General features: G+C 72.2%; 17 protein-coding genes, 1 pseudogene and 1 riboswitch. Of the genes and pseudogenes, 10 read left to right on the plus strand and 8 right to left on the minus strand.

Annotated features, from left to right (window positions below):
• Positions 1-38: 38 nt before the first annotated feature.
• Positions 39-716 (minus strand): annotated as a pseudogene (locus ACWC9R_RS29485) (ROK family protein); the annotation flags it as partial.
• 226 nt (positions 717-942) lie between these two features.
• Between ACWC9R_RS29485 and ACWC9R_RS29490 the strand changes: the two are divergent.
• The 3 genes from ACWC9R_RS29490 to otsB all read left to right on the plus strand — a co-directional run bounded on the left by ACWC9R_RS29490 (position 943) and on the right by otsB (position 3,716).
• Positions 943-2,208 carry an ABC transporter substrate-binding protein gene (locus ACWC9R_RS29490; RefSeq protein ID WP_450736046.1) on the plus strand — a complete coding sequence of 422 codons (1,266 nt, stop codon included), beginning with the start codon at positions 943-945 and terminating at the stop codon, positions 2,206-2,208.
• Positions 2,209-2,314: 106 nt separating this feature from the next.
• The gene (locus tag ACWC9R_RS29495) at positions 2,315-2,602 is read left to right on the plus strand and encodes a DUF3263 domain-containing protein (protein ID WP_450736048.1); all 288 of its coding nucleotides are present in this window, start codon (positions 2,315-2,317) and stop codon (positions 2,600-2,602) included.
• A gap of 202 nt (positions 2,603-2,804) precedes the next feature.
• Entirely contained in the window at positions 2,805-3,716 is a 912-nt protein-coding gene (otsB, locus tag ACWC9R_RS29500; protein WP_450736050.1) for a trehalose-phosphatase, read from the plus strand.
• A gap of 97 nt (positions 3,717-3,813) precedes the next feature.
• Here otsB and ACWC9R_RS29505 read toward each other — a convergent pair whose 3' ends face one another.
• Both ACWC9R_RS29505 and ACWC9R_RS29510 read right to left on the minus strand, forming a co-directional pair.
• Positions 3,814-5,349, minus strand: coding sequence for an alpha,alpha-trehalose-phosphate synthase (UDP-forming) (locus tag ACWC9R_RS29505; protein ID WP_450736052.1), 1,536 nt, complete (start codon positions 5,347-5,349; stop codon positions 3,814-3,816).
• Positions 5,350-5,447: 98 nt separating this feature from the next.
• Positions 5,448-6,410 (minus strand): glucosyl-3-phosphoglycerate synthase, encoded by a 963-nt coding sequence (locus ACWC9R_RS29510; RefSeq protein WP_450736053.1) that lies wholly within the window; start codon positions 6,408-6,410, stop codon positions 5,448-5,450.
• Between the two features lie 172 nt (positions 6,411-6,582).
• Positions 6,583-6,743: riboswitch (SAM riboswitch) on the plus strand.
• A 17-nt stretch (positions 6,744-6,760) separates the two neighbouring features.
• On the opposite strand from ACWC9R_RS29510, the gene thrC reads away from it, so the two are divergent.
• The 4 genes from thrC (at position 6,761) to groL (ending at position 10,994) form a co-directional block, all read left to right on the plus strand.
• Positions 6,761-8,044, plus strand: coding sequence for a threonine synthase (thrC, locus tag ACWC9R_RS29515; RefSeq protein WP_450736055.1), 1,284 nt, complete (start codon positions 6,761-6,763; stop codon positions 8,042-8,044).
• A 76-nt stretch (positions 8,045-8,120) separates the two neighbouring features.
• Positions 8,121-8,399, plus strand: a complete 279-nt coding sequence (locus ACWC9R_RS29520) for a MoaD/ThiS family protein (protein WP_018089727.1) — start codon at positions 8,121-8,123, stop codon at positions 8,397-8,399.
• Between the two features lie 422 nt (positions 8,400-8,821).
• On the plus strand, positions 8,822-9,025 hold the full coding sequence (locus tag ACWC9R_RS29525) for a cold-shock protein (protein ID WP_003986833.1): 204 nt from the start codon (positions 8,822-8,824) through the stop codon (positions 9,023-9,025).
• Between the two features lie 343 nt (positions 9,026-9,368).
• Positions 9,369-10,994, plus strand: a complete 1,626-nt coding sequence (gene groL, locus ACWC9R_RS29530) for a chaperonin GroEL (RefSeq protein ID WP_362608941.1) — start codon at positions 9,369-9,371, stop codon at positions 10,992-10,994.
• Positions 10,995-11,204: 210 nt separating this feature from the next.
• Here groL and ACWC9R_RS29535 read toward each other — a convergent pair whose 3' ends face one another.
• From ACWC9R_RS29535 to ACWC9R_RS29550, 4 genes are all read right to left on the minus strand, one after another.
• Entirely contained in the window at positions 11,205-11,516 is a 312-nt protein-coding gene (locus tag ACWC9R_RS29535; protein WP_450736057.1) for a hypothetical protein, read from the minus strand.
• 412 nt (positions 11,517-11,928) lie between these two features.
• Positions 11,929-13,521, minus strand: a complete 1,593-nt coding sequence (locus ACWC9R_RS29540) for a PTS transporter subunit EIIC (RefSeq protein ID WP_450736059.1) — start codon at positions 13,519-13,521, stop codon at positions 11,929-11,931.
• Between the two features lie 71 nt (positions 13,522-13,592).
• Positions 13,593-14,531, minus strand: coding sequence for an N-acetylmuramic acid 6-phosphate etherase (murQ, locus tag ACWC9R_RS29545; protein ID WP_450736060.1), 939 nt, complete (start codon positions 14,529-14,531; stop codon positions 13,593-13,595).
• Positions 14,532-14,660: 129 nt separating this feature from the next.
• Positions 14,661-15,608 carry a MurR/RpiR family transcriptional regulator gene (locus tag ACWC9R_RS29550; protein ID WP_450736061.1) on the minus strand — a complete coding sequence of 316 codons (948 nt, stop codon included), beginning with the start codon at positions 15,606-15,608 and terminating at the stop codon, positions 14,661-14,663.
• A 129-nt stretch (positions 15,609-15,737) separates the two neighbouring features.
• Here ACWC9R_RS29550 and ACWC9R_RS29555 point away from each other — a divergent pair, with 129 nt between their 5' ends.
• The 3 genes from ACWC9R_RS29555 to ACWC9R_RS29565 all read left to right on the plus strand — a co-directional run bounded on the left by ACWC9R_RS29555 (position 15,738) and on the right by ACWC9R_RS29565 (position 17,054).
• Positions 15,738-16,100: a hypothetical protein gene (locus ACWC9R_RS29555; RefSeq protein WP_362608933.1), complete on the plus strand. Its 363-nt coding sequence runs from the start codon at positions 15,738-15,740 to the stop codon at positions 16,098-16,100.
• A gap of 51 nt (positions 16,101-16,151) precedes the next feature.
• Positions 16,152-16,445: a DUF4031 domain-containing protein gene (locus ACWC9R_RS29560; RefSeq protein WP_450736063.1), complete on the plus strand. Its 294-nt coding sequence runs from the start codon at positions 16,152-16,154 to the stop codon at positions 16,443-16,445.
• Between the two features lie 66 nt (positions 16,446-16,511).
• Positions 16,512-17,054, plus strand: a complete 543-nt coding sequence (locus tag ACWC9R_RS29565) for a pyridoxamine 5'-phosphate oxidase family protein (protein WP_450736064.1) — start codon at positions 16,512-16,514, stop codon at positions 17,052-17,054.
• 51 nt (positions 17,055-17,105) lie between these two features.
• Here the strand turns inward: ACWC9R_RS29565 and ACWC9R_RS29570 are convergent, their stop codons facing one another.
• Positions 17,106-18,380, minus strand: a complete 1,275-nt coding sequence (locus tag ACWC9R_RS29570) for a Cmx/CmrA family chloramphenicol efflux MFS transporter (RefSeq protein WP_450736065.1) — start codon at positions 18,378-18,380, stop codon at positions 17,106-17,108.
• Between the last annotated feature and the right edge of the window lie 550 nt (positions 18,381-18,930).

The raw sequence follows: 18,930 nt of genomic DNA on the forward strand, positions 1-18,930 counted from the left end.
TGCTTGGGGGGGTCTTGTTTTTAGGTGTGTGCACCTCCCCCCCCGCCGCGGGCGGGGGCCGGCGGCGCGGGGGGGCCCCGCCCCCCCCCCCCCCCCAACGCCCAGTCACGGCCGACCGCGGCGGCCGAGGCCAGCGTCTCCAGACAGCCGCGCTGCCCGCAGCCGCACTCGCGCCCGCCGGGCCGTACGACGATGTGGCCGATCTCTCCCGCGCTGCCGTGCGCACCGGCCTCGATCCGGCCGTCGATGCCGATGGCGCCGGCGATCCCGGTGCCCAGGGGGACGAAGAGGAACCGGTCGGCCTCCCGGCCCGCGCCGATCCGGCCCTCGGCCAGGCCGCCGGCGCGGACGTCGTGGCCGAGCGCGACCGGCACCCCGCCCAGCCGCTCGGACAGCAGCGCCCGCATCGGGACGTCCCGCCAGCCGAGGTTCGCGGCGTAGACGGCGGTGCCGGAGCGCTCGTCGACGATGCCGGGGACCGCGACGCCGGCCGCCGCGGCGGGGGTGCCGTAGCGGGCCGTGCCGAGGTCGCGGAGCTCGGCGGCGAAGCCGAGGACGGCCTCGACCACCGCGTCGGGGCCGTGCTCGCGGCCGGTGGGGCGCCGCGCCTCGTACAGCAGCGCGGGGGGCGTGTCCCCGGAGGACGCGGTGTCCGCCCCCACGAGGGCGGCCTTCATCCCGGTGCCGCCCACATCCAGGGCGATGACGTGTCTCACGGGAACAGTTTTGCGCGATCCGACCGGAAAGGTCTAGTCCACTCACCGGGGCGATCGGGCCGGAGGTGCGGCCGTCGGGCCGGTACCGGCGCGAACCGGGGGGTGGTGTAGACCTTGTAAAGGGCGCGGGGGAGACTCGCTGTTCATGCCGTTCGAGGGCGACCCCTGAGGCGGCCGGGTCGATACCCGACAAGCACGGATTTTCAGAACAAAGGGCGGAACAGCAGTGCAGCGGCGGTACTTGAGCCTGGCGGCGGCGATCGCCACCACCATGACACTGACTCTCACCGGTTGCGGCGGTGGCACCGGCAGCGACGACGTCACCCTCAAACTGGTCGCGGCGGACTACGGCGACAGCCAGGCCAACGGCTCCCAGCACTACTGGGACGACCTCGCCCGCGCCTTCGAGAAGAAGAACCCCGGCATCAAGGTCGACGTCGACGTCTACAGCTGGACCGACGTCGACAAGAAGGTCGCGGAGATGGCCGAGGACGGCCACGCCCCCGACCTCGCCCAGATCGGCGCCTACGCCGACTACGCGGCCAAGGGCCAGCTCTACAGCGCCGACCAGCTGCTCTCCATCCCCACCCAGGCAGACTTCACCCCCTCCCTCGCGGAGGCCGGCGAATACAAGCGGGTCCAGTACGGCATGCCCTTCGGCGCCAGCACCCGGCGGCTCTTCTACAACAAGAAGCTGTTCGCCGAGGCCGGCATCGCCGCCCCGCCGCAGAACTGGGACGACATCGCCCACGACGCCCAGCTGCTGAAGGCGCGGGGCGTCAAGATGCCGTTCGCGCTGCCGCTCGGCCCGGAGGAGACCCAGGCCGAGACGATGCAGTGGATGCTCAGCGGGGGCGGCGGCTACACCGACAGCATCGGCAAGTACACGATCGACTCCCCGGAGAACGTCAAGACCTTCTCCTGGCTGCAGAAGAACCTCGTCGGCAAGGGCCTGACCGGCACCGACCCCGCCAAGCTCAACCGTGAGGACGCCTTCGCGGGCTTCGCCGACGGTGACGTCGGCATGCTCAACGGCCACCCCACCCTGATGAAGCAGGCCGCCGCCAAGGGCATCGACTACGGCACCGTCGAGCTGCCCGGCACCCACGGCAAGGCCAAGGCCACCATGGGCGTCGCCGACTGGATGATGGCCTTCAAGCAGGGCGGCCACCGCACCCAGGTCGGCAAGTTCCTCGACTTCGTCTACAGCAAGAAGAACGTCGAGAAGTTCTCCGGCGAATACGGGCTGCTGCCGGTCACCACCTCCGCCTCCCAGGCGATGCTGGCCGACGACACGTACGCCAAGTTCCACGGCTTCCTCAAGCAGCTCACCAACGCCGAGTTCTACCCGGCGAACAAGACCTCCTGGCCGCTCATCTCCAAGACCGTCAAGGGGAAGATGGGCCCCGCGGTCGGCCCGCGGGGCAACCCGGCCGGGGTGCTCACCGACATCCAGAACACCGCGGACACGGCGGACAGCGCCGCCGAATGACGCGGTGCGGGCGCGGACGCGGACAGCCGTCCCGGCCGTCCCGGCCGGTCCTGGCCGGGGCGACGGGCCGGGCACTGTCCGACCGTGCGCTTATCGTGGAAGCGTGATGACGGGCGGAACGGCGGGTGCGGACGGTGCGGGCGGCGAGTCCGGGGCCGCCGGGCGTGCCTCCGGGCTCTCCGCCCGGGACGAGGCGGTGCTCGCCGTCGAGCGCCGCTCCTGGCCCGGCCCCGGCCCCAAGGAGCGCGCGATCCGCGAGCGGCTCGGCATCTCCCCGACCCGCTACTACCAGCTCCTCAACGCCCTGCTGGACGACCCCCGCGCGCTCGCCCACGACCCCGTCACGGTCAACCGCCTGCGCCGCATACGGGACGCGCGGCGCGCCCGCCGCTGACCGGAGCGGCCCGGTCGGCGGTGACCAGGGTTCCCCGGCCGCACTGACCGGGTGTGCGGCCGTCGCCGCCCCGCGGGCCTCGGCCCGCCGCCCCGCCCACCCCGCACCGGGCGCCCTGCCCGCTGCCCCCGTGCGCCCGTACACCCCCGGCTGCCTCCGGCGGTACCCCCGGCGCCCGCCCCGCGCCGGTAGGGTCGGCGCCATGGGCAGCCCCCCGAACGCCGCGCCGCAGTCCCAGCCGGAGCCCGGCCCCGTGCCGACCCCGCACACCCCCGCCGGCCGCGACGGCCTCGCCGCGCTGCTGGCACACCCGGAACGCGCCGTCCTCGCCCTCGACTTCGACGGCACCCTCGCCGAGATCGTCCCCGACCCGGAGAAGGCCCGCGCCCATGGCGGCGCCGTCGCCGCCCTCGCCCGCCTGGTGCCCCGGCTGCGCGCCGCCGCGGTGATCACCGGCCGCCCGGCCACCGTCGCCGTCCGCCTCGGCGGCTTCGCCGACGTCCCCGGCCTGGACCACCTCACCGTCCTCGGCCACTACGGCGCCGAGCGCTGGGAGGCGGCCACCGGCACCGTCCACGCCCCCGCCCCGCACCCCGGTGTCGCCGCCATACAGGCCGAACTCCCCGGCGTCCTGGACGCCTCCGGCGTCTGGCACGGCACCTGGGTCGAGACCGCCGTCGAGCGCAAGGGCGGCCGCGCCATCGCCGTCCACACCCGCCGCGCGAGCGACCCGCAGCACGCCTTCGACCGGCTGCGCGGCCCGCTCACCGCGCTCGCCGAACGCCACGGCCTGATCGTCGAGCCGGGCCGCCTGGTCCTCGAACTCCGCCCGCCCGGCATGGACAAGGGCGTCGCCCTCGCCGAATGGGTCCGCGAGACCGGCGCCGCCACCGTCCTCTACGCCGGTGACGACCTCGGCGACCTGGCCGCCTTCGCCGCCGTCGAGAAGCTCCGCTCCGACGGCCTGGCCGGCGTCCTGGTGTGCAGCGGCAGCAACGAGGTCGCCGAACTGGCCGACCGCGCCGACCTGGTGGTCGACGGCCCGGCCGGCGTCGTCGGCCTGCTCACCGCCCTGGCGGACCGGCTGGCCGACAACGGGCCAACGGCCTCGTAGGAGGGCCGCCGGACCTCCGCTCCGTCGGAAGGGCCGTACTTCCCGGGCCGCTCCTATTGGGATGCGCGAGGGAGGCCGCGCGCCGCCCCCGCACCGCTCATACGGACGGCGGCGCCGACTTCCGGTCCTCGTCCCCCGCCTCCCCCCGCAGCTCCCGCAGCTGGTCCAGGAACCAGCGGGCGGGCGGCAGCGCGGTGGCCGCGGCGGCCAGCCGCTCGGTCCGCGCCGCACGTTCGCCGTCGTCCATCGACAGCGCCTCGTGCAGCGCCTCGGCGGTGCCGACGACGTCGTACGGATTGACCGTGACGGCGTGCGCGCCCAGCTCCTCGTGCGCGCCCGCCTCCCGCGACAGCACCAGCGCGCAGCCGGCGTCCGACACCACCGGGATCTCCTTGGCGACCAGGTTCATCCCGTCCCTGATCGGGTTGACCAGCGCCACGTCCGCCAGCCGGTAGGCGGCCAGCGAGCGGGCGAAGTCGTCCTTGACGTGCAGCACGACGGGCTGCCAGTCCGGCGTCCCGTACTCGGCGTTGACCGCCTCCGCCACCCGCTCGACCTCCGCGGTGTAGTCGCGGTAGACGGCGAGGTCCTGGCGCGAGGGGTAGGCGAAGGCGACATGGACGACCCGCTCGCGCCACTCGGGGCGGTCGGCGAGCAGCCGGCGGAAGGCGAGCAGCCCCCGCACGATGTTCTTGGAGAGTTCGGTGCGGTCCACGCGGACGACGGTCCTGCGCTCCGGCCCGCCGATCTGCGCACGCAGCGCCGCCATCCGCTCCTCGACATCGGGGCGGTGCGCACGCTCGCGCAGGAACTCGGCGTCGGCACCGAGGCCGTGCACGCCGATCCAGGTCGTACGCGCCGTGCGCTCCGGCACGAGCGCGACGATGCCGGGCGCCCCGTCCTCCGGCCGGACCCGCTCGCACTGCCCGCCGAGCCCGGTCTCGGCGCAGGCCATGAAGTTCTCGGCCCACCGCCGGGTGAGGAAGTTCGCCCGGTCGGCACCGAGGATGCCCAGCGCCAGCTGCCGCTGGATGTCGTCGGGGAGCATCGCGAAGTACTCGGCGGGGGCCCACGGGGTGTGGGAGAAGTGGGCGATCCGCAGGTCGGGGCGGCGCTCGCGGAGCATGCCGGGCACCAGCGCCAGGTGGTAGTCCTGCACCAGGACGGCAGCACCGGGCGCCGCCCCCTCGGCCAGCGCGTCGGCGAAGGCCGCGTTGTACGCCTCGTAGGACGCCCACTGCTCCCGGAACTCCGCGTCGAAGACCGGCTCCAGCGGGGTCTGGTAGAGCATGTGGTGGACGAACCACAGCACGGAGTTCGCGACGCCGTTGTAGGCGGCGGCGTACACCCCGGCAGGAATGTCCAGCATCCGGACCCGCTGTCCACCCGTGTCACCCGGGTCCAGCACCCCACCCGTCCGCCGCACGGCCTCCCGGTCCCCGTCACCCAGCGCCGCACACACCCACACCGCATCGGTCTCGGGCCCGATGGCGGACAGCCCCGACACCAGCCCACCGCCACCCCGTTTGGCGGTCAGCACCCCGTCCTCCCCCAGGCCGTACGACACCGGCCCACGATTGGACGCCACCAGAACCTCGGCCCCTGCCTGCACCGCACTCCGCTCGGACACCATGACGCGAAGTTAACCCGCCACAGATCCGCGCAAACGTACGGAAGCGGTCAAGGGGGTGCGGGGGAGGGGCCCGGTCGCTGCCCGGCCGCCGCGAGTGTTCACGCCGCTCGGCGGGCCGCGTACTCCGGGATTTCGGCCATCGGGGGGCGTTCCTCGGTGTCCACGTCCGTCGTGCGGGGGACGAAGCCCTCGTCGCCGCGGTCGAACTGGGTGAGGCGGGGGCGGACCAAGGGGCCGCGGGTCAGGCGTAGTTGGGCGGTGCGGTAGATGGCGGCGGCCATGCGGCCGAGGGCCTGGCCGTCCTGGTGGCGGTGTTTGCGTACGCCGACGTCCACCTGGGCGAGGGCGTCGAGGCCGACGGTGTTCAGGGCGTCGACGAGCAGGCCGAGCTCGACGCCGTAGCCGACCGGGAAGGGGAGGCGTTCCAGGAGGGAGCGGCGGGCCGCGTACTCGCCGCCCAGGGGCTGGACGAAGCCGGCCAGCTGCGGCCAGTGGAGATTGAGGAGGGGGCGGGCGACCAGTTCCGTCACCCGGCCGCCCTGGCCGGCCCCGGCGCCCTCGCCGCCGGTCTCCAGCGGGCGGTCGTACATCGCCTTCACGAACTGGAGGTCCGGATCGGTCAGCAGCGGGCCGATGATCCCGGAGACGAAGGTGGCGGAGAACTCGCGCAGGTCGGCGTCGATGAAGCAGATGATGTCGCCGGTGGTGGCCAGCAGGGAGCGCCAGAGCACCTCGCCCTTGCCGGGCAGCGCGGGCAGGCGCGGGAGGACGCTGTCGCGGGAGACGACCCGGGCGCCGGCCGCCGCCGCTACCTCGGCGGTGCGGTCGGTGGAGCCGGAGTCCAGCACCACCAGCTCGTCGACCAGCGGGACCGCCTCGGTCATCAGCTCGGCACGGATCACCGCCACGATCGCCCCGACCGTGGCCTCCTCGTCGAGCGCGGGCAGCACGACGCTGACCGTGCGGCCCGTCTGGCGCTTCGCCTCCAGCAGCCGCCCCAGCGGGCGGTCAGCGGCGGACCAGGAGTGGCTGGTCAGCCAGCCCTCGACCTCTTCCAGCACGTCTACGACTCCTCGGTCACCGCCCGAACGGCGGCCTGTGTGATCCATCTCGCGGTTCGGACGACTATCTCAACTGTCAGCGCCTTCGGTTACAGTCTTGAACAACGCGGATGACCGTCGCATGTCGGGGTCGCCGCGCCACAAACGCCTGGGTTTCGGCCCAGCGCCATACCGCTCATCCAGAGGGGCAGAGGGATACGGCCCGTTGAAGCCCCGGCAACCCTCCAGCCGGTCTTGCCGCCAGGACGCAGACGTCCCGCGCGCGTGAGGCTCCCGGCTAGGGAAGGTGCCAAATCCGTCTCGTGGCGAGATTCGCCGCGAGGAAGATGAGGAGAAAGGGCCTCGCCTCCATGGCTGTGCAAGTCACCGAAAACACCCCCACCGTCGCTCTGGGTCCCGCCGCCGCCCTGTCCTGCCGCGAGTGCGGACAGCGCTTCGCGCTCGGCCCGATCTTCGCGTGCCAGGAATGTTTCGGGCCGCTCGAAGTCGCGTACGACCTGCCGAGCGGCGACCCCGAGAGCCTGCGGAAGCAGATCGAGGCCGGTCCGGACAACATCTGGCGCTACGCCCCGCTGCTGCCCGTGCCCACCGACGTGGCCGACAAGCCCAACCTCAACCCGGGCTTCACCAAGCTCGTCAAGGCCGACAACCTCGCCCGTGAGCTGGGCGTCACCGGCGGCCTGTACGTCAAGGACGACTCCGGCAACCCGACGCACTCCTTCAAGGACCGCGTCGTGGCGATCGCCGTCGAGGCCGCCCGCGCGTTCGGCTTCACCACCCTCTCCTGCTCCTCCACCGGCAACCTCGCCGGTGCGGTCGGCGCCGCGGCGCGCCGGGCCGGCTTCAAGTCCTGCGTCTTCATCCCGCACGACCTGGAGGCCGGCAAGGTCGTCATGGCCGCGGTCTACGGCGGTGACCTGGTCGGCATCGAGGGCAACTACGACGACGTGAACCGCTTCTGCTCGGAGCTCATCGGCGACCCGCTGGGCGAGGGCTGGGGCTTCGTCAACGTCAACCTGCGCCCCTACTACGGCGAGGGTTCCAAGACGCTCGCCTACGAGATCTGCGAGCAGCTGGGCTGGCGGCTCCCGGACCAGATCGTCATCCCGATCGCGTCCGGCTCCCAGCTCACGAAGATCGACAAGGGGCTCAAGGAGCTGATCGCCCTCGGCCTGGTCGAGGACAAGCCGTACAAGATCTTCGGTGCCCAGGCGGAGGGCTGCTCGCCGGTGTCCGCGGCCTTCAAGGCCGGCCAGGACGTCGTGCGCCCGCAGAAGCCGAACACCATCGCCAAGTCGCTGGCGATCGGCAACCCGGCCGACGGCCCGTATGTGCTCGACATCGCCCGCCGTACGGGCGGCGCCGTCGAGGACGTCGACGACGAGCAGGTCGTGGACGCGATCAAGCTGCTGGCCAGGACGGAAGGGATCTTCGCGGAGACCGCGGGCGGGGTGACCGTCGGCGTGACCAAGAAGCTGATCGAGGACGGCGTGCTCGACCCGTCCCTGACCACCGTCGTCCTGAACACCGGTGACGGCCTCAAGACCCTCGACGCGGTCGCCCCGACCTCCGGTCCCACGGCCACGATCCGTCCGGACCTGGACGCGTTCCGCGCGGCCGGCCTGGCCGGCTGAGGCCGCCGGCCCGTCCGGCGGACGAGGCCGCGCCCCAGCCCCGAACTCGTACTCCGTACCCCTGGAAGGCAGAACCATGAGCGTCAAGGTCCGCATCCCCACCATCCTCCGCACGTACACCGGCGGCCAGGCCGAGGTCCCCGCCGAGGGCGCGACCCTCTCCGAGGTGATCGCCGACCTGGAGCAGAACCACCAGGGCATCGCGGCCCGTGTGCTGGACGACGCCGGCAAGCTGCGCCGCTTCGTGAACGTGTACGTCAACGACGACGACGTGCGCTTCGAGCAGGGCCTGGAGACGCCCACCCCGGACGGTGCGGGCATCTCCATCATCCCGGCGGTGGCCGGCGGGTGCTGATTTGCGCCAACTCTTCTCCTGCATGACCGGAATTGCCCCGTCCGCCAGAAAGTGGACGGGGCAATTCCGTGTTGTGAAAGGAGATACCATTGGGGTGATCCCCCTCGGGATATCACCGCGCGCATGCCGAACGCATATGTGTTCGTGATCAGTTGTGGCCAAAGTGTGGGCGGTATTTGTCGCCTAGGTGCGCTATGCCCGGCCCGACTTGCCCTGGAGAACCAGGACTTAGGCGCATATTGCCGATTCTCGGCCTCCAGAATTCTCGTCCGATTGACCTGTTGCTCTGGGCATCTGTGCAGATACATTCAGCGGCGGTCGACGCGTTCCGGCGCACACCCCACGGGCCTTCGCGGGGTGAGGTCTGACCCGGGTCCGCGGAGTGCGGTCCTGCGCAAGGGCCAGTAATAGGGGAGTTAGGCATGGCTCAGGGCACCGTCAAGTGGTTCAACGCGGAGAAGGGGTACGGCTTCATCGCGGTCGACGGTGGTGCGGATGTTTTCGTCCACTACAGCGCGATCCAGATGGACGGTTACCGCACCCTTGAGGAGGGTCAGCGGGTCGAGTTCGAGATCTCGCAGGGCCAGAAGGGGCCGCAGGCGGACATGGTCCGGGTGGCCGGCTGAGGCGCCGACCGACAACTGCGTGACGAAGGCCCGTACCCCTGAGGGGGTACGGGCCTTCGGCTGTCCAACGGGGCGGGCCGGGTTCCCCGGCCCCGGGCGCCCGGCTCGCGCGTCACTCGGCCACCAACCCGCGGGAGTCTTCTTCGAAGCCGCCTTGCACTCGACGGGTGCGAGTGCTAATCATTGGCGTTAGCACTCTCCCAGTGAGAGTGACAAAGAAGGACCGGGTCGGTGAGGCCCGCAGGTCGCGTGGGGCAAGGAACCACACAGGCTTGCAGGTCGTCCGTCGCGGGCGCCAGCGCGGTCCGGAGCAATCCACCCCAGTCCGGGAGGACCACTTCACATGGCCAAGATCATCGCGTTCGACGAGGAGGCACGGCGCGGTCTCGAGCGCGGGATGAACCAGCTCGCCGACGCCGTCAAGGTCACCCTCGGCCCCAAGGGCCGCAACGTCGTCCTCGAGAAGAAGTGGGGCGCCCCCACGATCACCAACGATGGTGTGTCCATCGCCAAGGAGATCGAGCTCGAGGACCCGTACGAGAAGATCGGCGCCGAGCTGGTCAAGGAGGTCGCGAAGAAGACGGACGACGTCGCCGGTGACGGCACGACGACCGCGACCGTCCTGGCCCAGGCCCTGGTCCGCGAGGGCCTGCGCAACGTCGCCGCCGGCGCCAACCCGATGGCCCTCAAGCGCGGTATCGAGCGCGCCGTCGAGGCCGTCTCCGCCGCCCTGCTGGAGCAGGCCAAGGACGTGGAGACCAAGGAGCAGATCGCTTCGACCGCCTCCATCTCCGCCGCCGACACCCAGATCGGCGAGCTCATCGCCGAGGCCATGGACAAGGTCGGCAAGGAAGGCGTCATCACCGTCGAGGAGTCCCAGACCTTCGGTCTGGAGCTGGAACTCACCGAGGGTATGCGCTTCGACAAGGGCTACATCTCGGCGTACTTCGCGACCGACATGGAGCGCATGGAAGCCGCGCTCGACGACCCGTACATCCTCATCGTCAACTCCAAGATCGGCAGCGTGAAGGACCTGCTGCCGCTCCTGGAGAAGGTCATGCAGTCCGGCAAGCCGCTGCTGATCATCGCCGAGGACGTCGAGGGCGAGGCCCTGTCGACCCTGGTCGTCAACAAGATCCGTGGCACCTTCAAGTCCGTCGCCGTCAAGGCCCCGGGCTTCGGTGACCGCCGCAAGGCCATGCTCGGCGACATCGCCATCCTCACCGGTGGCACCGTCATCTCCGAGGAGGTCGGCCTCAAGCTGGAGAACGCCGGTCTCGAGCTGCTCGGCCGCGCCCGCAAGGTCGTCATCACCAAGGACGAGACCACCATCGTCGACGGTGCCGGTGACAGCGACCAGGTCCAGGGCCGCGTCAACCAGATCCGCGCCGAGATCGAGAACAGCGACTCGGACTACGACCGCGAGAAGCTCCAGGAGCGTCTGGCGAAGCTGGCCGGCGGCGTGGCCGTCATCAAGGCCGGTGCCGCCACCGAGGTCGAGCTCAAGGAGCGCAAGCACCGCATCGAGGACGCCGTTCGCAACGCGAAGGCGGCCGTCGAGGAGGGCATCGTCGCCGGCGGTGGCGTCGCCCTGCTCCAGGCCTCCCAGGTCTTCGAGAAGCTGGAGCTCGAGGGTGACGAGGCGACCGGCGCCAACGCCGTGAAGCTCGCCCTGGAGGCCCCGCTCAAGCAGATCTCCGTCAACGGCGGCCTTGAGGGCGGCGTCGTGGTGGAGAAGGTGCGCAACCTGGCCGTCGGCCACGGCCTGAACGCCGCCACCGGCGAGTACGTCGACATGATCGCCGAGGGCATCATCGACCCGGCCAAGGTGACGCGCTCCGCGCTGCAGAACGCCGCCTCCATCGCGGCGCTCTTCCTCACCACCGAGGCCGTCATCGCCGACAAGCCGGAGAAGGCCGCCCCGGCGGGCGCTCCGGGCGGCATGCCGGGCGGTGACATGGACTTCTGATCCCGCGCGGATCGGAACGCTGATCCTCCCGGATCAACACGTCCACCCGTTCGCCGGGGCGGCACCCTCCTTCAGGGGGGTGCCGCCCCGGCGGCGTTTTTGCGGGCGGATACGGCTCCGCCGGGCGGCGGGCGGCGGGCGGCGGTTGGCGGTTGTGGGGCGGTGGCGGCGGTCCCGGTGAACTCGGCCGGTCTCGGCCGGTCTCAGCGGTCAGACGCGCGGTGCCTCGCGCCTGCGGCGGATGAGACAGCTCCCGGCGCACAGGCCCCCGCTCACCGCCAGCAGGACGGCGCCGATGACGGTGCCCGGTCCCGGCGGGGGATCGAGGTCCACGTCCAGGGTGCTCTCGTAGGCGTAGACGACCACTTCATTGATGTGCGCCCCGGACGACTGCGGCGGTAGGTACGGAGGTGGTGGCGCCTCGCTCGTCAGCAGCAGCGCCACTCCGCCGACGGCGAGCACCAGGGCGCTGCCCACCACGATCAGTCTGCCGCGCCACGGGCGGCGTAATCGAATCCACATGCGCTGACCTTACTGCGGGCAGTTTGTGCGCGACGGGCCATGAATGCGTCCCTCCCTCACCACGGCCGGTCGGCTCGCGTAATGCATTTCGGAGGGCGGGATTTGAGCGGCTGCGCTCCTGTCGCGCGGTGCTTCGGTCGGTCTTTCCGATCTGGCGGGGACGGAGCCCGGAGGCACTGCGTGTCGAGTGCTGAGGGAAGGAGCCGGCGCAGGGGCTGCACAATTTTCAACTTTACGGTGCCGCTTCTATGGCGCCGCTTCCTACGATTCCGCTGCGGTGAGCCGCACGCCGGTCGATTTCCTTTGTGGTCGTCCTCTCTTGGGGGCGATTCTGTGTGCTCGGCCGACGAGGGGAGATTCACTCCTCAACCATCCCTACGACAACGGCCCGGGCTCGTGAGTTCCGCCGGATTCAGGGTGCTCGCAGGCCCGCCGGTGTTTCGAGTGGGGTGGGGGGTGCGGGGGTTGTCGTGTCGGGTTCTGCGGTTGTGGTTGTGGCGGTGGGGGCGTTGTCAGGGGGTGTGTTGAGCTCTGTGCGCATCTGCTTGCTGAGGCCGAAGAAGTAGGTGGCCAGGAATCCGGTGAGGTAGCCGGTGGCCAGGCCCAGGGCGTAGATGACGAGGGTGGTGGCGAGTGGTTGGTCGCCCTTGACCAGGGGGAAGAGGGCCCAGCCGGAGGGGCCGATGGCGGTGGAGCCGACGGTGTCACCGAGTTGGTTGAAGAGGCCGATGAAGGCGCCACCGAAGGCGCCGCCCAGGCAGGCGGTGATGAAGGGGCGGCCCAGGGGGAGTGAGACGCCGTAGATCAGGGGTTCGCCGACGCCCAGGAAGCCTGCGGGCAGGGCGGACTTGATGGTGCGGCGGATCGAGCGGTTGCGGGGGAGGCGGAGGTAGACGGCGATCGCGGCGCCGACCTGGCCCGCTCCGGCCATGGCGAGAATCGGGAGCAGGACGGTGTAGCCCTGCTGCTCGATCAGGGTGGTGTGCAGGGGGATGAGCGCCTGGTGGAGGCCCAGCATGACGAGGGGGAGGAAGAGGCCGCCCAGGACGAAGCCGGCGAGGGCGCCGCCGTGGGCCAGCAGCCAGGTGGCGCAGGTGCCGATGGCGGTGGCGACCCCGCCCGCCGCGTACATCAGGCCGAAGAGCGTGGCCAGGCCCGTGACCAGGACTGTCACGGTGGGGGTGAGCAGGACGTCCAGCGCCTCGGGGATGGTCTTGCGGCACCACTTCTCCACCTGGACGGCGAGCAGCGCCGCGGCGAGTGCGCCGAGCACGCCGCCCTGGCCGGGGGAGAGGTGCCGGCCGAAGGCGGCGACGTGGGTGACGCCGGGGAAGACGACGACCGCGGCGACCGCGCCGCCGAGGACGGGGGTGCCGCCGAACTCCTTGGCGGTGTTGTAGCCGACGAAGACTGCGATGAGGGACATGAAGCCGGAGGCCATGGCGGCGAGGGCGGGGACGATCGCGGGCAGCAGGCCGAAGTTGGTCAGCAGGCCGTTGATACCGGCGATGATGCCGCAGCCGATCAGGGCCGGGATGAGCGGGACGAAGATGTTGGCGATCCGGCGGAGGAACAGCTTCACCGGGGTGGCGTTCCGCGACTTCTGCCGGGCCTTGAGGGCGGCGCCTTGGGCGGCCAGCTCCTCGGCGGTGGTGGCGGAGGGAGTGGCCGCGGGGTGGTGACCAGCGGAGGACGGTGCCGGGGGAAGGCCGGTGGGCTCCGGTTCATCGGCGGGCGGCAGGGCGCGGGACCGGGTCACCAGGCGCTCGAATTCCGGGGTGACGCGGGCGACCGTGCCGGGGCCCAGCACGATCTGGTACGTGTCGTCCTCCACCACGCCCAGCACCGCCGGGAGTGCCTTGAGGGCCTCGTCCTGGACCAGGGCGCGGTCCTGGATGCCGAGGCGGAGCCGGGTCATGCAGTGGGCGACGGAGGTGAGGTTGGCGGCGCCGCCGACGAGAGGGAGGATCGCGGCAGCGGTGGCGCGGTTCTGGTCATCGGGCATGTGCGGTGCCTTGCTGTGCGGTCGAACGGGGAGGGGGTTGGGCCGGACGGGGCAGGGCGGGCGTGGCGGGATCAGTGGTTTCCGGCGGCCCGGAGGGCGGCGCGGAGGTGGCCGTCGGCGGCGTCGAGGAGGCGGGCGGCGGTGGGGGCGTCGACCCCGCCGAGGAGGGTGAGGATGGCGTTCTTCACCTCGCCGTCCGTGGCGCGGAGGGCGGTCTCGATCTCCTGGTCGGAAGCGCCGGTGGCGAGCGCGACGATACGGCGCGAGCGGGCCCGCAGCTTCTCGTTGGAGGCGCGGACGTCCACCATCAGGTTTCCGTAGGTCTTGCCCAGCCGGATCATGGTGATGGTCGAGAGCATGTTGAGCACCAGCTTCTGGGCGGTGCCCGCCTTGAGCCGGGTGGAGCCGGTCAGCAGCTCGGGGCCGACCACGACCTCGATGCCGTGCTCGGCGGCCGCGGCCAGCGCCGAACCGGCGTTGCAGGACAGGCCGATGGTCAGCGCGCCCAGGGCGCGGGCGTGCTCGACGGCCCCGACCGCATAGGGGGTACGGCCGGAGGCCGAGATGCCGACGACGGTGTCCAGGTCGGTCAGGTCGATCGCGGTCAGGTCCTCGACCGCGAACTTCGTGCTGTCCTCGGCGCCCTCGACGGCGCTGACCATCGCGGACGGGCCGCCCGCGATCAGCCCGAGCACCTCGGACGGGTCGGTGTTGAAGGTCGGCGGGCACTCGCTGGCGTCCAGCACCCCGAGGCGGCCGGCCGTGCCGGCGCCGGCGTAGATCAGCCGGCCGCCTCGGGCCATCCGGGCGGCGGTGGCGTCGATGGCGGCGGCGATCTCCGGGAGCCGCCGGGCGACGGCGGCGGGGACGGTGGCGTCCTCGTCGTTCATCGTGCGGGCGATGTCCAGGGTGGGGCGGCGGTCGATCTCGGCGAGTTCGGGCCGGAACGCCTCGGTGGTGAGGGTGTCCAACTGGGCGCGCAGATGGGCGTGGTCGGCGGTGGAGGTCATGGCGTGGCGACTCTTTTCGGGTCGGGCTCGTGGGGCCGTGGCGTGTCGGCTGCCCCGCCGCCGGGTGCCGTCGGGCCCACCCGTGCCTCCCCCGGCGGCACGCGGGCCCGCGCGGCGGGCGGCGTGAGGTCAGCGCTGGTTGTTGCGCGGCGAGTGGCGGTGGGCGAGCGCCTCGTAGGAGGCGGACAGCGCGGGGGCCGCGGTCTCGTACGTGCGCTGCGCGACGCCTATGAACAGGCAGTCCACGACCAGCAGCTGACTCGTCCGGGACGACATCGCGGCCGGGCGCAGCTCGCTCTCGCGGGCCGTGGACGTGGTCAGGATGTGGTCCGCGTACGAGGCGATCTCGCCGTCCGGGCGGCCGGTGATGGCGATCGTCGTCGCGCCGTGGTCGAAGGCCACGCGCAGGGGCTCTATGACATCGGTGGTCCGCCCGGAGTGGGTGATGGCGAGGGCGACGTCGCCGGTGCGCATCTGCACGGCGTTCGTCACGGCCAGATGCGGGTCCGCGTGCGCATGCGCGATCAGGCCGATGCGCAGCAGCTTCTGGACGAGGTCCTGGCCGACGAGGTTGGAGGCCCCGATGCCGTACACATCGATGCGGCGGGCGCCGGCGAGCGCGGCGACGGCGGCTTCGAGCTGGGTGACGTCCAGCGCGGCGGCGGTGTCGGCCAGACACTGCTGCTCCTCCTGCGCCAGCTTCGCGACGACGTCGACGAGGGAGTCGTCGACCGCTATGTCCGCGGTCACCGCCGGGGCGCCGCCGGCCGCCTGCTGCGCGGCGAGGGCGGCGAGCGCGAGGCGCAGATCGCGGTAGCCCGGGTAGCCGAGCAGCCGGGACGTCCGCACGACGGTGGCCTCGCTGGTGCCCGTGCGCTCCGCGAGGCCGGTGACGGTGAGGGCGGCGCAGCCCGCCGGGTCGCTCGCGACGGTCTCCGCGACCCGCTGCATGGAGCGGGTCATGGTGGGGGCGAGGGTGCGGACCTTGGCGGCCAGCGCCGCGGGGGCGGGTGGGGCCGGGGCCGGTCGGGTCTCGACGGCCACGTCCTTGAAAGTTTCCTTCACGCTACTGCTCACGCTTGAAAAGTAATTTCATCGACGTCCCGCGTCAATACCCTCCGTGAGTGCTGTGGACAGAGCGCATGATCCGCGGCGGGCTGTGGACAACTCCGCTGGGCGGCCGGCGGCCGGGAGACAATGGGGGGCATGGAGATGGAACAGGCATTGCACGCCGCGCGGGCGCTGGTGCTCGCCGACCTGATCGCGGACAAGGTGGCCGACGCCGACATCGTCTCGCTCGTGGAGGATGCGGTCGTCCACCGCCGGTGGTGGGTGGAGCAATGGCCTGAAGGCGCGGCGTTCGTCGCAGGACTGATAGCGCAGGACGTCCAGGACGCCCTCCTGGACCGGTACGGCCGCTGGCCGCTGTGCCCGGTGTGCACGGAGTCGGGAGACCCCCATGCACTCGACGTCGAACCGGAGTTGGGCACCGATCCGCACTGGGTCTGCCCCAAGACGGCCGTCGCGGTGGCCCGGGTCGGCCGGCTCGGCGCCCCGGCGGAAGGCTGAGGTGGTTGATGGTGCGGCGGGCTGACACGGCGATCCTGCCGGAGCGCTGACGTGGCGATCTACATCGACCCGCCCACGTGGCCGGGGCACGGCCGTATGTGGTCGCACCTGGTAAGCGACCGCTCCTTCGACGAACTGCACACCTTCGCGGCGGGGATCGGCGCGCCCCGGCGGGCGTTCGAGCGCGACCACTACGACCTGCCGGCGGAGCGGTACGGCGATGCGGTGCGCGCCGGGGCCGTGGAGGTCGGGTCCAAGGAGCTGCTGCGCCGGCTGACCGCAGCCGGACTGCGCCGCCCCAAGAACCGGCCGGCGCCCCGGCCGGCCCGCCGCGGCGCGTCGTAGCGGCGGCCCGGCCGCGGGCGCCCGCACGATGGGCCTGACCGTGTGCCGCACCGAAAGGGGACAGCCATGTCAGCCGGCGAACAGGGCGGACAACCGGCCACCTACCTCGACCCGGACTACAGCAGCGCGGACGCCACGGCGACCGCCTGGTCCGCGGCCGTCGGCGGGATGACCGAAGCGGAGATGTTCTGGCTCACCACCGTCCGGCCCGACGGCCGCCCGCACGTCACCCCGCTGCTCGCCGTCTGGTCGGACGGCGCGCTGCACTTCTGCACCGGCCCCGGCGAACGCAAGGCCAGAAACCTGGAGACCAACGCGCACTGCGTCCTCGCTACGTCGACGGCCGGTGGCAACGACCTGCACGCCGGACTCGACGTGGTCGTCGAGGGCGCGGCGGTGGCGGTGCGCGACGACGCCACGCTGCGGCGGCTGGCCGGTCTGTACGCCGAGAAGTACGGCAGCGACTGGCACTTCGACGTCCGCGACGGCGCGTTCTACGGGGCGGGCAACCGGGCCGTGGTGTTCCGGGTCGCGCCGGTCACGGCGTTCGGGTTCGGGCGGGGCGAGACCTACAGCCAGACGCGCTGGAGGTTCGACGGCGGGCCGTGAACGGCCGGGCCGCGGTGCCGCGGCCCGGCGTCGGCACCGTCCTGGCGGGCGTCAGCGGTGCCCCGCCGCCTCTGTCGCCTCCGTGGTCTTCGTCAGCTGCGTCGCCGGGGCGCCGGCGGCCGAGGAGGCGACCAGCCTTGACTGGTGCGTGGCGCGGTGCAGCCGGAACGCGAAGGCCGTCGTGAGCACGGCCCCCGCCGCCAGTGCGGCGCCGGTCCAGGCCACGGACGGGTAGCCCCAGCCCGCGCCGATCGCCAGCCCGCCGAGCCACGGGCCGAGGGTGTTGCCGATGTTGAACGCGGCGGTGGTGGTCGCGCCGGCCAGCGTCGGCGCGGCGTTCGCCACGTTGAACATCCGCGCGTTGAGGGCCGGGGCCGTGGTGAACGCGGTCACCCCGAGCATCAGGGAGAGCGCGATGACGGCGGCCGGGCTGTGCGCGGTCAGCGCCAGGACGGCCAGCACGGCGGTGGACGCCGCGATGCCGCCGAAGAGCGTCGCGAAGAGGTGGGCGTCGGCTATCCGGCCGCCGATGAACGTGCCCGTCAGCGCGCCGACGCCGAAGAGGGCGAGCACCGTCGGCACCCAGCTCTCGGCGAGGCCGGCGGTGTCGGTCAGCAGCGGCGAGAGGTACGAGAAGAGCGCGAAGACCGCGGCGCCGTTCAGGGCCGTGGCGGTCAGGGCCAGCCAGACCTGCTTGTCCTTGTAGATGGACAGCTCACGGCGCAGCTGCGGGCGGTCCTCGCCGGTCGGCACGGCCGTGCGCGGCACCAGCGCGATCACGCCGAGCAGGCCGATCGCGGCCAGGCCTGCCACGGCCCAGAAGGCGGCGCGCCAGCCGGCGTGCTGGCCGAGCAGGGCGCCGGCCGGGACGCCCGCGATGTTGGCGATGCTCAGGCCGCCGACCATCACGGCCATGGCGCGGGCCCGCGCGGTCACCGGCACCAGCGAGACGGCCACCGCGGCGCCGACCGCCCAGAAGCCGGCGCAGGCCAGGGCGCTCACGATGCGTGAGGCGAACAGCACGCCGTAGGTGGGGGCCAGCGCGCCCGCCACCTGGCCGAGGCCGAAGGCGGCGAGCAGCGCGATCAGTGTCGTCCGCCGTGGGAGGCGGAGTGTGGCGGCGGCGAGTACCGGGGCGCCGATCACCATGCCGATCGCGAAGGCGGAGACCAGCAGGCCGGCCTGCGGAATGGAGACGTTCAGGTCGCGGGCGAGGGGCTGGAGGATGCCGGAGAGCATGAACTCGGACGTACCGAGCGCAAAGACGGACAGGCCGAGAACGTATACGGCGATGGGCAGGCGGGCGCGGTCGGGCTGTGCGGGCATGTCAGCTACTAACAGCGATAGGACGGCTTACATTCCCGGGGTTTGCCGTGGGCTGGGCCGCGTGCGCCTGTGCGCGGGGGGTGGTGGGTCGGAGGGGACGCCCGGTAAGCCGTCCTCGGCGCGGGCGGCCCTGGTCCCGGAGGTTGGGAGCCCCGTTGTTCGCTCCGGGTCCTGCGGGCGGCTCACCGGGCATCCCCTCCGACCGCCGTCCGTGGGCGGCTGTCCCGCCGTACGGATCACCGTTACGGCACACCTGTACGGCATCCCCTTGGCAGGCAGCTGGCCACCCTCGCAGCTTGGGCGCGGCCGAGTCGTGGTCGTGACGCGCGGTGTCACCGGCCGGCGGTCGGCAACGGGGGACGGTCGGAGGGGATGCACCGGGGCCCGCCCGCAGGACCGGAGCGAACACCGGGGCACTCAATCGCTCGTACCCGCGTCGCCCGCGCCGAGGACGGGCCCCGGTGCGTCCCCTCCGACCCCCGCGGCAACCACAAGCCCCGTACGGCACCAGCCCCGCAGGGCCCGCGCCAACACCCCACACGGCGACCAG

This window comes from Streptomyces sp. NPDC001219, from assembly GCF_053597915.1.